This window comes from Thauera butanivorans (genome assembly GCF_048398245.1).
GTDB lineage: Bacteria > Pseudomonadota > Gammaproteobacteria > Burkholderiales > Rhodocyclaceae > Thauera > Thauera butanivorans.
In genome coordinates this window covers 336,348-349,708 of sequence record NZ_CP183038.1, presented here as the reverse complement: position 1 = coordinate 349,708, position 13,361 = coordinate 336,348, and the positions used below count along the sequence as shown (strand labels likewise).

At 65.1% G+C, this 13,361-nt stretch carries 15 protein-coding genes; 8 read left to right on the top strand and 7 right to left on the bottom strand.

Annotation, left to right across the window (positions count from 1 at the left end; genetic code table 11):
- Positions 1-190 precede the first annotated feature (190 nt).
- Entirely contained in the window at positions 191-2,116 is a 1,926-nt protein-coding gene (locus ACNQFN_RS01715) for an integrase arm-type DNA-binding domain-containing protein (protein WP_253102709.1), read from the top strand.
- 27 nt (positions 2,117-2,143) lie between these two features.
- On the opposite strand, the gene ACNQFN_RS01710 is transcribed toward ACNQFN_RS01715, so the two are convergent.
- On the bottom strand, positions 2,144-2,767 hold the full coding sequence (locus ACNQFN_RS01710) for a LysR family substrate-binding domain-containing protein (RefSeq protein WP_006489045.1): 624 nt from the start codon (positions 2,765-2,767) through the stop codon (positions 2,144-2,146).
- A 104-nt stretch (positions 2,768-2,871) separates the two neighbouring features.
- Between ACNQFN_RS01710 and ACNQFN_RS01705 the strand changes: the two genes are divergently transcribed.
- From ACNQFN_RS01705 to ACNQFN_RS01690, 4 genes are read left to right on the top strand one after another with little or no spacing between them, the layout of a single operon-like run.
- Positions 2,872-3,171 (top strand): helix-turn-helix domain-containing protein, encoded by a 300-nt coding sequence (locus ACNQFN_RS01705; RefSeq protein ID WP_009618091.1) that lies wholly within the window; start codon positions 2,872-2,874, stop codon positions 3,169-3,171.
- A gap of 36 nt (positions 3,172-3,207) precedes the next feature.
- Positions 3,208-3,741 carry an Rrf2 family transcriptional regulator gene (locus tag ACNQFN_RS01700; protein WP_006489041.1) on the top strand — a complete coding sequence of 178 codons (534 nt, stop codon included), beginning with the start codon at positions 3,208-3,210 and terminating at the stop codon, positions 3,739-3,741.
- Complete coding sequence (locus ACNQFN_RS01695; RefSeq protein WP_418647775.1) at positions 3,738-4,658, top strand: NAD(P)/FAD-dependent oxidoreductase; 921 nt, start codon at positions 3,738-3,740, stop codon at positions 4,656-4,658. The genes ACNQFN_RS01700 and ACNQFN_RS01695 overlap by 4 nt, the downstream gene beginning before the upstream one ends.
- Complete coding sequence (locus ACNQFN_RS01690; protein ID WP_418647774.1) at positions 4,658-5,332, top strand: class I SAM-dependent methyltransferase; 675 nt, start codon at positions 4,658-4,660, stop codon at positions 5,330-5,332. The genes ACNQFN_RS01695 and ACNQFN_RS01690 overlap by 1 nt, the downstream gene beginning before the upstream one ends.
- 64 nt (positions 5,333-5,396) lie before the next feature.
- On the opposite strand, the gene mobH is transcribed toward ACNQFN_RS01690, so the two are convergent.
- Positions 5,397-7,193 carry a MobH family relaxase gene (mobH, locus tag ACNQFN_RS01685; RefSeq protein ID WP_253102713.1) on the bottom strand — a complete coding sequence of 599 codons (1,797 nt, stop codon included), beginning with the start codon at positions 7,191-7,193 and terminating at the stop codon, positions 5,397-5,399.
- Between the two features lie 332 nt (positions 7,194-7,525).
- On the opposite strand from mobH, the gene ACNQFN_RS01680 reads away from it, so the two are divergent.
- Genes ACNQFN_RS01680 through ACNQFN_RS01670 form a run of 3 tightly spaced genes read left to right on the top strand, consistent with a single transcriptional unit; the run spans position 7,526 to position 8,585 of the window.
- A complete protein-coding gene (locus ACNQFN_RS01680; protein WP_006489017.1) occupies positions 7,526-7,744 on the top strand; it encodes an AbrB/MazE/SpoVT family DNA-binding domain-containing protein in 219 nt (72 codons plus the stop codon).
- An 11-nt stretch (positions 7,745-7,755) separates the two neighbouring features.
- Positions 7,756-8,157: a putative toxin-antitoxin system toxin component, PIN family gene (locus ACNQFN_RS01675; RefSeq protein ID WP_236081315.1), complete on the top strand. Its 402-nt coding sequence runs from the start codon at positions 7,756-7,758 to the stop codon at positions 8,155-8,157.
- Between the two features lie 56 nt (positions 8,158-8,213).
- Positions 8,214-8,585, top strand: coding sequence for a DUF3742 family protein (locus ACNQFN_RS01670; protein ID WP_124086445.1), 372 nt, complete (start codon positions 8,214-8,216; stop codon positions 8,583-8,585).
- A 13-nt stretch (positions 8,586-8,598) separates the two neighbouring features.
- Here ACNQFN_RS01670 and ACNQFN_RS01665 read toward each other — a convergent pair whose 3' ends face one another.
- Genes ACNQFN_RS01665 through ACNQFN_RS01645 form a run of 5 tightly spaced genes read right to left on the bottom strand, consistent with a single transcriptional unit; the run spans position 8,599 to position 13,276 of the window.
- Entirely contained in the window at positions 8,599-10,122 is a 1,524-nt protein-coding gene (locus ACNQFN_RS01665; RefSeq protein WP_124086443.1) for a conjugal transfer protein TraG N-terminal domain-containing protein, read from the bottom strand.
- A 13-nt stretch (positions 10,123-10,135) separates the two neighbouring features.
- The gene (locus ACNQFN_RS01660) at positions 10,136-10,486 is read right to left on the bottom strand and encodes a hypothetical protein (protein WP_124086441.1); all 351 of its coding nucleotides are present in this window, start codon (positions 10,484-10,486) and stop codon (positions 10,136-10,138) included.
- The gene (locus ACNQFN_RS01655; protein ID WP_124086439.1) at positions 10,483-11,880 is read right to left on the bottom strand and encodes an integrating conjugative element protein; all 1,398 of its coding nucleotides are present in this window, start codon (positions 11,878-11,880) and stop codon (positions 10,483-10,485) included. Before ACNQFN_RS01655 ends, ACNQFN_RS01660 begins: the two co-directional genes overlap by 4 nt.
- An 11-nt stretch (positions 11,881-11,891) precedes the next feature.
- The gene (locus tag ACNQFN_RS01650) at positions 11,892-12,842 is read right to left on the bottom strand and encodes a TIGR03756 family integrating conjugative element protein (protein ID WP_253102714.1); all 951 of its coding nucleotides are present in this window, start codon (positions 12,840-12,842) and stop codon (positions 11,892-11,894) included.
- Positions 12,839-13,276, bottom strand: coding sequence for a TIGR03757 family integrating conjugative element protein (locus tag ACNQFN_RS01645; RefSeq protein WP_121411134.1), 438 nt, complete (start codon positions 13,274-13,276; stop codon positions 12,839-12,841). The genes ACNQFN_RS01650 and ACNQFN_RS01645 overlap by 4 nt, the downstream gene beginning before the upstream one ends.
- Between the last annotated feature and the right edge of the window lie 85 nt (positions 13,277-13,361).

The following is a 13,361-nucleotide window of genomic DNA, read 5'->3' as shown; positions in this document are numbered from 1 at the left end:
ATTGTCACGGTTCGGTTTTTCCAGAAAATCCGTTCCAGTGACGTCCAGCGAAATCTACTGACAGCCGGTCAAAACCGGTACATTAAGTGGTACATCTCAATGCGGAGCTTCCCGATTCCGCATTGTTGCTGGGGGAGCCGGGGCTCGATGGGAAACATGGCACTCAACTCGCTTTCAAGGAGTTGGGATCATGCTTTCGGACCTCACGGTTCGCCAAGCCAAGGCGACCGGCAAACCGTACACCCTGGCCGACACAGACGGCCTTTCCCTCTTTGTTTCAGCCACCGGTGCAAAGGCATGGCACTTCCGCTTCTCTTGGGGCGGCAAGCGCGACCGGATGTCCTTCGGCACCTACCCGGCGCTTTCCCTGAAGGACGCCCGCGCGCTGCGCGATGAAGCCCGCTCGCTGCTCGCCAAGGGCGTCAATCCCCACAGCGAACGCAAGCGCAAGCGGCACGCGATCGTCCTGGCCGGCGAGCACACCTTCATGGCCGTCTACGAGCAATGGCTGGCCCATCGCCGTCTCTCGCTGGAGGAAGGACGGCAGACCAGCCTGGAGCAGATCGGGCGCGTCTTCAAGAAAGACGTGTTCCCGTCGCTGCGGCACCTGACCATCTACGAGATCACCCGCGCGCACCTGCTGGACATCATCGGCAAGGTGGAAAAGCGCGGCTCGCTGTCGGTGGCCGAGAAGCTGCGGACCTGGTTCACCCAGTTGTTCACCTACGCCACGGTGGCGATCCCCAACATGGGCGAGAACCCGTCCAGGGACCTGGAAGTGGTCGCGTTGCCTTTGCCGCCGGTCGAACACAACCCGTTCCTGCGCATGCACGAGCTGCCGGCCATGCTGCAGACGCTGCGCAAGTACCGCGGGCGCCTGAACACGCAGTTGGGCTTGCGGCTGTTGATGCTCACCGGTGTGCGCACTGGCGAACTGCGCTTCGCCACGCCCGATCAGTTCGACCTCGACCGGGGCCTGTGGATCATCCCCGTGGCCAGGCTCAAGCAGCGAAAGCTGCTCACCAGGAAGAAGCGCAAGCGCATCATCGACATCCCGCCCTACATCGTGCCGCTGTCGGTGCAGGCGCAGGAGATCGTTCGCCACCTGCTCGACAACTTCAAGCCGGCCCAGGTTCATCTCATTCCCGGCGACTGGTGCCTGAAGAACCCGATCAGCGAGAACACGCTCAACGCCGCGCTCAAGCGCATGGGCTACGAGGACCAACTCACGGGGCACGGCATCCGGGCAACGATCTCGACGGCGTTGAACGAACTCGGCTACCCGAAGAAATGGGTGGACGCCCAGCTTTCGCATGCCGATCCAGACAGGATCAGCGCGACCTACAACCATGCCGAATACGTCGAGCAGCGCCGCGTCATGATGCAGGACTGGGCCGATCGCCTGGACCTGTTTGAGCAGAATGAGGTCGAGGTTGCCAGCCGGCATCTGACCATCACGCTTCAGGGCCTGCCGACCATTGCCGGCCAGGCGACGGTGCAGCCGCCGGTGCTCGACCTCACCGCGCCGCAGCTGATCGTGACCGCGCCGGCGCCCGACAAACCCGAAGCGCCGGCATCGGTGCAGCGGCTGTCGGCCGTGCGCATGCCCGAGTACGCACGGCCGCGCCTGTCGGACGCGCAGCGTGAACGCCTGCAGGTGCTGGAGATCTTCGAGGCGCCGCACAACCTCTCGGTGGCGGACTACGCCAGGCTCGCGGGCAAGTCGCGCCGCTGGATCACCTACGAGATCCAGGCCGGCAACCTGCTGTCGATCCACATGGGGCATCGCGGGCAGCGAGTGCCAGACTGGCAACTCGATCCGCTCAAGCGCAGGCTGGTCCAGTCCGTCCTGAAGCAACTGCCACGGGGCATCGACACCTGGGACATCTACCACGCTCTCCTGCGCTCATATGAGGCCCTCGGGACACGGCCGGCCATCGAAGCCGTCAACCCAACGAACCTGCACCTTGCCGCGCGGCTGGTGGCCGCACAGTGCATGCAGGCGAGCGAGCCAGTCGTGACGACCGAGTTTCCTGAGCAGGTCCGGCAAAGCGTGCAGCGGCTGGTGCGCGAAGCCGTCGCTGCCGATGTCGCCGAAGCGACGCCCGGAGACTGATCAAGCCAGGGTCGCGCCGAAGTTCGGTCAGGCGCTTGCCTGGAGCGATTGGAAGAACCGCTCCAGGTGGGTGCTGTCCGTATTTCGACGGCTCAGGAAGTAGGTGGTGAGCGTCAGCGCGCCCTCTTGCAAGGGACGCTGGACAACGCCAAGGGAACGATGGCCCTCGATGCGGGCGGCGGGTGCCAGGCAGACGCCGTAGCCGGCGGCCACCAGGGTCATCATCAACCCGAACGATGTGGCCGTCGTGACGTCCGAGGGGAAGACGCCGGCCGCCGTCAGCAGCGTGTCGATCTGCCCGCAGTAGCCCACACAGTCGCGGGCATCCAGGGCGATCCAAGGGTGGTCGGCGGCCTGCTCCAGGGACACTGACGCGAAGGCCAGCAAGGGGTGATGGGCAGACACGGCCAGTGCCAGCGCATCGCGCCAGACGGGGCGGACATCGATGCCTTCAGGGGCTGCGGGCGACTGGCAGAGGCCCGCCTCGAAAGCCCCCGCGAGCAGTCCTCGATGCAGGTCCTCCAGGCGTTCTTTATGAAGGCGAATGGGGTGGTCCGGATGGCGCCGGCGATGTTCCGCCATCGGCACCGACAACCGGGGATAGGCCAGGCAGTCCGACAGGGCAATGTTCAAGGGCTCGGAAGCGATCATCGTGTCACCTGTACAACGCCGACACTGGAAAAAACCGGGCGCGACCGGTTGATGAGATAAGTTTAACGTGGTTTAAATTCGCTTGGCGCGTGACGCTTCTGTTGATGCAGAAGCGATCGGTGCAACGCGGCAGACCCGCAGGGACAAGAACCTATGAAAGCGAGCCAGCGCGCGCTTTCGGCGTTGCCGTGCGCGAGGCACGGACCGCGCAGGGGCTGGCCCAGGAGGTGCTCGCGGAACAGGCGGGCATCGCCCGGTCGCACATGGGCAAGATCGAGCGCGGCGAGCACATGCCCACGCTGGTGTTGATCCTGCGGATCGCGAAGGGGCTGGGGTGCTCGGCCGCGGCACTGATGGCCGCGACCGAGGCGCAACTGTCCGAGGAAGAGAACGACGCCGAATAGCCATGCCGTCATGGCGGTGAGGCGTCAACAACGTTCTTGTACGTCAAGGTTGTGACTTGCCAGGCGTTCATTGCCACCTCGCATTTGACACGCGACCTTTTTCGTAACATCATTTGTTTCATGAAAAGAGACAGCCGCCTCTCGTCTGTCCTGCATGCGCTGCTGCACATGGCCGAGCAGGATGGACCCGTTACCTCAGAAACCTTGGCGCTATGCCTGGGAACCAACCCGGTCGTCGTTCGGCGCACGATGGGATACCTGCGGCAAGCGGGGATCGTCACCTCCGAACGAGGTCACTCAGGAGGATGGCGTATCCACGCCGACCTTGGCAGCGTCACCCTGCGTCAGTTGCACGAAGCCCTGGGCGAGCCGGCGACGTTTGCCATCGGCAACCGCAACGAGACACCGGAGTGTCTGGTCGAGCAGACGGTCAATGCGGCACTCGAAGGCACGTTTGCCGAAGCCGAGGCGCTGCTGCTGAAGCGGTTCTCGGAAATCACCCTTGCCGATCTGGCCTCTGACTTCGCACGCCGGCATGCGGCTTTACGACATTCAAGGAATCAGTCATGAATCACGATGTGATCGTCGTCGGCGGAAGCTACTCAGGCATGGCCGCGACCCTGCAACTGGTGCGCGCACGCAGGTCCGTGCTGGTGATCGATGCGGGCCAGCGGCGCAACCGCTTCGCCAGCCATTCACACGGATTTCTCGGTCAGGATGGTGTGCCGCTAGGTGAAATCGCTGCAAACGCACGCCGCCAGCTTCAAGCCTATCCAACGCTGACCTGGCTTGAAGGTCGGGTGGAAGCTGTCGCCGGGCAGGCGGATGAATTCACCGTCACGACGGCTGATGGCGAGTCGCACCTGGGGCGACGCATTCTGTTGGCGACGGGGGTGACCGACCAGCTTCCAGCCATCGACGGGCTCGCGCAACGCTGGGGGAAGACGGTTTTTCACTGCCCGTACTGCCATGGCTATGAACTTGGACAAGGCCGCATCGGCGTCGTCGGTGCCAGCCCGATGTCCATCCATCAGGCTGAACTGCTCACGGATTGGGGGGATGTCACCTTGTTCGTCAACGGTGCATTGGAACTCAACGAGGAAATCAGGTCCACTTTGGAACGCCGAGGCGTGGTCATCGAAGAGGCGCGCATCGACAAAATCGAGGGGCATGCCGACGTGACATTGGTGGACGGAAGGCGACTGAGCTTTGCGGGCCTGTTTGTTGCAACGCGAACCGCTCCCTCCGACCCTTTGGCCGGGACAATCGGCTGTGCACTGGAAGAAACGCCCATGGGCATCCAGATCCGCACGGATGCCGAGAGCAAGACCTCGGTGCCTGGGATCTTTGCCTGCGGCGATGTCGCGCGGGCACCGCATTCGGTGTCGCTGGCCGTGGGCAACGGTGCCATGACCGGCGCCCAGATTCACCGATCACTGCTTTGGCCCGAGACGATCGAGCCAGCGCAAGCGGAAGGCCGCGCTTGATGACGTCGTTCTCCGACCCGACGGCGGTATCGGGTTATGCGGAAAGAACCGCTAGGATCGTGCCGGGCCTGCGCGACCTGCACCGGATGGCGGGCGTGCTGCTGGCCGAACGCGCGCCGGCCGACGCGCGCATCCTGGTGCTCGGCGCCGGTGGCGGGCTGGAACTGAAGGCCCTTGCTGAAATGCAGCCCGGCTGGCAGTTCGACGGCGTCGATCCCTCCGCAGAGATGCTCGAACTCGCCCGCACGATCCTGGGCCCGATGGCGCCCCACGTGCGTTTGCACGAGGGCAATATCGACAGCGCCCCCAAGGGGCCCTTCGATGGCGCGACCTGCCTGCTGACACTGCATTTCCTGCCGCCAGCCGAGCGGCTGAAGACGCTGCAGCAAATACACCTGCGACTCAAGCCCGGTGCGTCCCTTGTCGTCGCGCATCACAGCTTTCCCGGCGACGATCCCGTCAGGGACAGATGGCTCTCGCGCAATGCGGCGTTCGCGGCTGCTTCCGGCGTACCAGTGCGTCAAGCCGAAGGCAGCATCGCGGCGATCAAGGAACGGCTGCCCGTGCTTTCGCCCGCGCAGGATGTCGATCTGCTCCGCGAGGCTGGATTCGCGGACATCGACCTTTTCTATTGCGCGTTCACCTTCAAGGGTTGGGTCGCCCATCGAGCATGAGGGGGATCGACGATGCAAGACATAGGGTCGGCAGGTGCGCTTCCCGTGTGCAGCGAGGAGACTCTTAGCCGCTCGCCAGGGACAGGTAGGGATTGTCCGGCGGGACTTCCGCGAACAATGCCGAAGGCGCCATCAACAGATAGCCGTGCAACCGCCGCGACTTGCGCGGCCCGGTGACTTCGCAAGTCCAGATGTTCAGGCCGCTGTCCTGTTTGCGGTGCAGTCCCAGCTTCTCGAAGCGCTTCTGCACCCATTGCCAGTCGTGCAGATTGTCCTGCCGGGCCAGCACCTGGATCTCCGGATGTTCCTGCGCGTAGCGCTGGAAAACACCGGGGCTGACCAGGTACGCCGTGCCATCGACGGTATGCACCAGTGCCTTCGCATCGTTGATGATGAGCTTGCGCGACTCGATGCCTTGCTTGAGCCAGGCGATGAAGTCTTCCCCGGACGGCGTGGCCTTCGCGGGAGCCGGCATGGAGGCAGGAGTGGTCGGCGTCAAATGGGGCAAAGACGTAGTTGCGGTGGTGGATGGCGATGGCGGTTCCGCGCTGGCGGACGATGCACTGGTGGTGGCTGCGTCGGACGCATCGAGCATCGACAGCAGATCGGAGACCGGGTCCGCGATCCCGGCTGGGGAATCCGCTACCCCAGGGGACGGTGAGGTGGCCGGGATACCGGAGGGGGTCGACGCGTCATCTTCGCCAGGGAGGGGCTCTTCCGTCGTGACCGTGCCGGCGAATGGTGCGGGACGCTCGCCCGACTCCCAGATCAAGGCCGGCGACAGACGCAGGAAGGTAAAGCTGTGCGACCAGCCGGTGCCGCTCGTGACGGTCGCCCGCCAGATCGCCTTCCCATCCGGAGCGGGCTGCACGATGCCATGGTCCTGGAGCACCGAGAAGACGGCGGTGTTGTTCGATGGGATGCCTTCGATGCCCTGCGACAGGAGATGCGCGCGCAGCTTGTCGCTGACCGTCTTGCTGACGAGCCAGAGTGCGTCCTGGGTCAGCCATCCATCCGACGGGCCGCCGGGCTGGTTCAGCTTGAACTCCTCGCGCAGCAGGTAGCGCAGGCCATCCAGCAGCTTGCGCTGCAGCGCATGCTTCGGCGCCGCCATCGCCCTGGCCGGATCACCTCCGAGCGCCAGCGCCACCGATGCCTGGTCGGCCTTGACGACCAGTTCGCCCAGCGTGCCGGCATGCTCGTACTGGCCTGCCAGGACGTACAGCAGCGCCGACCACAGGTCTTGGTAGTCGCTCAGCCAGTCGAGGATGCCGGCATCGAGCACACGGGTGTAGAGCAGCCCCGTGGCGGCGCCATGCAGCCGGTACTCGCGATCCGTCCGGTAACGAAAGCGGTACGGCTGCCGCAGCGGCCCATGCCAGGGGTGCCAGACCACGCCATCGGCCTGCTCGACGTGCAGGTCGACTGCGATCTTGCCAATGTCGTGCAGCAGCGCGGCGTAGGCGGTCCCGGCGGTCCAGGCCTCGGCTTGCGAGGCCTGGACCTCGGGCGGGGCTCCGGCCGGGAGCAAGTGGGACTGCCTCAGCTTGAGCGCGTAGGCCACGATCTCCAGGCCGTGGTCCAGCATGCCGCCCGGCCAGGCATGGTGATGCGCCTCCGAGGCCGGGAACTGCTGGACCAGCTCGGCGTAGCGCTCCAGCGGCGCCAGGTACAGCGAGCGAAACTGCCGACGCGACAGCGAGGTGCGCTGCCAGATGTGTTCCAGCAGCCGCTGCCGGTGCGGCTCCGCCAGCAGCGATGTGGCCGACTGCGGTGGCGTCAGCCCTTTGGCGGGCTCGACGGGAGGTGGCGCGGCGGCTTTGGTCAGCGGCACCCGTTTGCGCTGGAACAGCGAAAGCATGGCGGCATCCTGGTGATGGGCTGGCCGGCGGAGCCTTTTGGCCTTTTCGGGTAGGGCCTTTCCCCTTGAGGCCATTCCCTTGCTCCTTCCCCAGCCCTTTGGCCTTCGACAAGCCCTTTGGTATAGGGGCAGTCGGCTTCGTGTGCCGCAATCAATGCGGAGCCCGTGCGCTCCAGGATCGGACGGAACAGGCACTGTGTTTTCACCGGATCAGGCAGTTTCTAACCGGCGCTGAAAGCACGGCAGGCCCTGAAACCCCTGCACCCGAAGGCATGCTTGTCGAGAATGAAGTAAGGAAGTAAGATTTCCTTTGAAACTTACGGAGGCCTCCCATGCTTGCCAAGCTCACTTCGAAAAATCAGATCACGCTGCCCAAGGCGGCCGTGTCCGGCGTGGATGCGGCGGAGTACTTCGACGTGACCGTCGAGGGCGGTCGGATCGTCCTGACCCCCGTGCGGGTCCAGAAGGCCCAGGCCGTGCGCGAGAAGCTGGAGCAACTCGGGATCACCGAGCAGGACGTCGAGGATGCCGTGGCCTGGGCGCGGCGCTGATGCGCAGGGTCGTGCTCGACACCAACATCGTGCTGTCGGCGCTGATCTTCAATGCAGGACGCCTGGCCTGGATACGCCACGCCTGGCAGCAACAGCAGTTGCAGCCGCTGGTCTGCCGGGAGACGGCCAGTGAACTGCTGCGCGTCCTGGCCTATCCCAAGTTCAAGCTGTCGACCTTGGAACAGCAGGAGTTGCTGGCGGACTTTCTGCCCTACGCCGATGTGGTGGAACTGCCGATGCCATGGCCAGACCTGCCGATCTGCCGCGACGAGAAGGATCAGGTGTTCCTGGTGCTCGCGCATGTCGGCAAGGCAGATGCGTTGATCACGGGTGATGCAGACATTCTCGCCATGCGAGAGGACTTTCCCGGCCTGATCATGACCGCCGAAACGTTCGCGGCGCGGCAGGCATGAAGGAGACCGGCGCCACCTTGCCCAACGACCGTGGAACGACCATGAGGTAGCCGACCATGAAGCACACCGCACGCATGACCACCGCAGCGCGACTCGGCCGTTGGCTGGGCGGCGTATGGCGCGGTTGGCTGCGCGCGGAGCGTCGGGTGCATCGATGGCTGATGGCGCAGGGACTGCCCGCAGGCGGTGCCGCGGTGCTGATCTGGGTGATCAAGCTGGCGATCCTTGGGGTGTTGCTGTACGTCGCGGTCTGGGCGACGCTGTTGCTGGTCGCTCTCGTTGTGGCAGTCAGGATGGCGGAGCAAGCGCCGCAAGGTGACGATGATTTCCTCGGACGCAAGGCCGAAGAACTGGATCATCGCGAAAGCCTGTTCTACCACCCTGCGTCGTACAACGATGATCCTGACCCGCGGTTTGAAGACGACTGACTTGCGATGGCCCCTACCTTTTCTTGGCTGCACTGATCAGCATGCCCGAGCCTTTGCTTCCCGCCTGTCCCGCATCGCGAGTGCCCGTACCCAGTCCTTGCAGAACATTGCCGGCCCTGACCCCTGCCCAGACCAATGCCGTCATCCAGAACGCCGGCAAGATCAAAAACATCGTGGCCATCACGAAGTTCAGCAGCATGTCTCCGAAGGTGTTGTTGAGGCCCACCAGCGGATCGAAGTTCGTGTGCGGCCGGTTCCAGCCCCACCCCCAGCCGTAGAGCGCATCGAGGATCGTCGAGTCGATCCAGCGGGCGAGCTGAAACCAGAATTCGGTGAAGAACAGCGCGAACTGCACCACGCTCACCGTGACCACGGTCTTGAGGTCATAGGTGCCGATCAGCAGCACCAGCGGGATGCAGATGACCAGCGCCATCTTGAGCAGGGACAGCACCATCGGCAGCGCCTGCCGCACCACGTCCATCGCCGGGAAATAGCCCAGTGATCCGACGGTCAGCCCCACGTCGCTAGCAGCGCGGGTGACGATGTTGGGCAGCGTCATGTCGATCTGGCCACCGTAGTCCGTGTAGACCGCCCCCTGGTTGAGCTTCTGCTGGCGAGGGCTGGCAACGGCGCGGATCACCGAGTCGTTGACCTCGGCCTGGCTCAGGAAGCCCGCCCAGCCGGCCAGTCGCGTCAGCAGGCTGGGATCGACCTGGGCCAGCAATCGTGCCCGCAGGCCGTGGCCGCCGTCGGACCACCACTGCCGGCAGGTCGGGTAGCCACCCCCGCCGGGCACCTGGGTCAGGCCGGCGTCGCGCGTGGCGTCGAACGGCCAGGCATCGCGCGGTGTTCTGGAGCGGTAGCTGTCGTAGAAGCCGGTAGTGCCGACGAAGTAGCTGGAGCCGATCCAGGTGACGTCGTGCATCTGCTCCTCGCTGAGGCTGGGCCGGGTCATGAACAGCTTGGCGCGGGCGGGGCCATAGCAGTCGCGGGTGAAGTCGCTGACCTCCTGGGCCAGCACCGGATCGTCGATGCGGGTCGCGTCGATGTCCATGCGGATCTGCCGCAGGTCGGTGCCGCAGGGAATGGCCGCGACCGAGGCGCCGGTAATCGCGCGTGAGGTCGCGTGCATGGCGAACCACCACACCGGCACCTTGGCCGACTGGTTGTTGATCGTGCTGAACGATTGCGACCAGCCCGTATCGGTCGGCTCCGGGACATTCACTTGGCATTGGGTCGAACGCGAACGGTCGTACTTGATGGTGTTGAAATCGACATCGATGAAGGGGATGCCCGCGAACATGATCACCACGATGGCAACGAAGACGCGGTTCTCGATGCGAGCCGAGGACAGCACCCCCTTGTTGCCTTCGTCCGCGCCTTCCGCGCGGGCCTTCAGCCATTCCTGGATGATGATCGCCAGGAACGGGACGGCGAACATGCCGCTGGCGACCAGCACCGACCAGATGCCGTTGTGGACCACCCAGGACACTAGCGTCAGGTAGTACTCCAGATAGTCGGTGGTGTACAGCGTCATGATGAACCTCGCGCTACCGCGCCTCCATCAGCAGGCTGGCCTCCAGCACGATCACGGCGACGATGGCCGCAACCTCCGCACGCAGCAGCCGCTGCCCGGCAGCGCGCTCCGGTTCCCGCGCGCGCAGGCGACGTCGCATCCGGAGCCAACCCCAGGCGGTGGCGGCGTAGAGCAACAACCGCCAGGCCAGGAAGGCCCCGGATTGCGCCGCCATCCAGCGCTGCCAGCCCTCGATGCCGCCCGCGATGCGGATGCCGACCACATTGACGGCGGTCGCGGCGATCAGCAGCGACACCGCCCACACCAGCACCAGGATGGCACGCCGGCTGGACAGCCAGCGCAGGCACCGCCCCACGGTATTCATGGATGGCTTCCACCGGACGGCGGCCGCTGCAGTTCATCGACCCGATTGCGTACCGGGTCACCCTCGTAGATGCCACGCGCACCGGCGGCACGGGAGCTGTGGCGCTGGATGATCGCCATCGGCGAGTTGCTGGACAGTTCGCGGCGCAGTTCCAGTTCTGCCTTCAGGTTGTGAATCTCGCGATCGAGGATGTCGCTTTCGTGGGTGACGGCCTTCTGGGCCAGTTCGTTGGCGGCCACGTTGGGCTCCTTGCGCCCGGTCAGCAGCGTGCGTTGCAGCAGCAGCGCCTTCTCCAGCACGCTGGCCAGCGCGACCTCCGAGGCCAGGCGCCGAGCCAGGATGTCTTGGTCCGTCTCGTCGCGCAGCGCCTCGATCACGCCACGGGTGATGGGCAGCGACGCGCTGCCCGCAGCCTGCAGGTTCCGCGCCGTGGTCGGACGGCTGCCGGCGACCAGCTCCTGCAGGGCCTGCAGCTTGTCCTCGTATTCCTCCTGGATCAGCGGGGTCAGGCCAACGCCCGGCGTGGTGACGGTCTTGGTGCATGCATCGCAGGTGCGCTGTTCCTGCTCGCCCAGCACGCGAACGGCCCAAGCCGCGGCGGCATCGGGCGAACTCCAGGTCTGGCACGCCAGGTTGCCGCCGCAACTGGCTTGCGGAATGGAACTGGCATCGCCGACGCCACGGCCATTGAGCAGGTTGTAGCCGGCGCGGGTCACGTCGCCGACCACACGCACCGGAGGTTGGCCCGCACCACCGGCGTTGTCTCCGCCGACCCACGGCACGCCATTGTTGCCACGGTTCGCCTCGGCGTCGTCGATCGCCGAGACCGCATCGGTGCTCGCGACGGCCTGCTTCAGCGCCATGCCTTCGGCAAGCTGGTCCCAGCCGAGTTGCCCACCTGCCATGTCGGCCATGCGGTTGGCGATGGCGCGGCAGGTCAGCTTGCTGCGATCGAAATCCAGCCTGGCTTGCAGCACCCCATTCGTCAGCAGGTTGTACAGCCCTGGATCGGCGCGCTGGATGATCAAGGCGGGCAGCGACGCCACGGCAGCGGTGGCGTTCTGGATCACCGAGGACATGATGGCCTGGAAGCCGTTGGTGATGCCGTTCAACTGGTTCTGCAGCGTGGTGGTGATGCTCATGTCGCCACAGATCAGGTTGCTGTTCCAGCCGACGCCAACACCGATGGAGTGCATGTTGGCCGCACCGCTCATGGACACCGCGCGGCCGCCTCCAATGCTGTAGAGCACGTCATCGCCGATCACGCTGCCCTGATGCTGGACGCCGTACTCATTGACGCTGGTCTGTGCCCCGGCGCTGGAGCAGCACAGCGCTGCGACAACGGCCAATGCGACTTGCAGAAATCGACGGGCGTTCGGAAATGAAGTCGTCATGGCATCGGGCCTCACAGGAAATCGACGCTGCCGAGGAACACCTGGCCGCGGCGCTGGCAGCAGCTATAGGGACGCCACAATGCCCAGGCGTAGTCGCCTTGCCGGGCCTGCACCTTGGCATTGCCGTGGGGGAATACCGCGCAACTGCTGGACAGCGTGGGGGTCAGCTCCTGCCACTTGCCCGTGGCGGCATCGGTTTCCATCAGGGCGCCGGCCGGCCAGTAGCCATCGCGCGAACTGGCGAGCAGCGGCTGGTACACGTGGATCTGGTTGCGGCGCGTCACGATGTCACCCGCGCGCTGGGCGACCACGGCTGCGGCCTTGTGGTCATCCACCTGGTGCAGGAAGCCGCCACGCGGATAGACGTTGCCCCAGAGATTCATGGCCGTGCGCGTGCCGATCTCGCGCCGGCCGGGAATCAGTGCTTCCGGATACAGCGCCTCGGGGATGTTGTAGCGCCATGCCAGCGTGTCGAGCGTGCTCAGCAGATAGGGCATGAAGGCGGTGCCTGCGCCCTCGCAGGTGTAGCCGGACGCGCTGGCGAACTGGCTGAACACATGGCCACCGGGATGGCCGATGACGTCGGCGTTCTTGAACTTCGCCAGGTTGTTCTCGTGATCCTCGTTGGTGGTGCCGTCGCCGCCGGCCTTCGCGGCCGGGTTCGGCAGGCTCATCGCCCGCACCTCGACCCAAGGGTTCTCGCCGGTGTTCGAGTAGCTCGACACCACGGCATCCGGGATGTAGTGGCGCACCTTGACCGAGGTGCGCACGGTGCATCCCGTCCAGGTGCAATAGAGCCAGTAGCAGATGCCGGTGACGCGGTACTCCAGGCAATCCGGCGACAGGGTGGAGGCCACGATGGTGGCGGTGTTCAGTGCAAAGGACGATGCGGAACACCCCAGCAACAGCGCTGCGATGGCCAACCGCTGGCGCCGGGATGGCGCGAACGGACGCCTCGTCATGGCTGCGTCCTCCGGTATTGGTCGATGCGTGCTACCGCACGGGCCACGTCCGTCTCGCCATAGAGCACGTATCGGCGATCCACCACGATGGCCGGAACCTTGAGGACGCCAAGGCTCCAGGCGTCGGCAATGCCCTGGTAGGCGGTGCCGATCCTTCGCTGCAGGTCTGTACCGCCCAGCTTCAGGCGTTGCTGGACGATGGCGCTGGCGCGCTCAGGATCGGTGGGCAGGTTGTCGGCCAGCTCCGCTTCGAGCACCGCGGCCGCGTCCAGGATGAGGTGTCGGTCAGCCTGGCCATGGACCGGATGATGCGAGTCGGTAACGACCCATACTTCCGCCGCGGCGGCGCGGGTGGCCAATGCCAGGATGGCAATGCCCGAAGCAAACCATGCTGAGCGAGCGCGAGCGGCATGAGGAACAGCGCGAGAGTCCATGGGACAACACCGGAGGGAAGCCAATCCGGTGACAGTCGAACCGAAATCCGGCTTCGACACGACAAACAAACCGGAGACCGCCTCG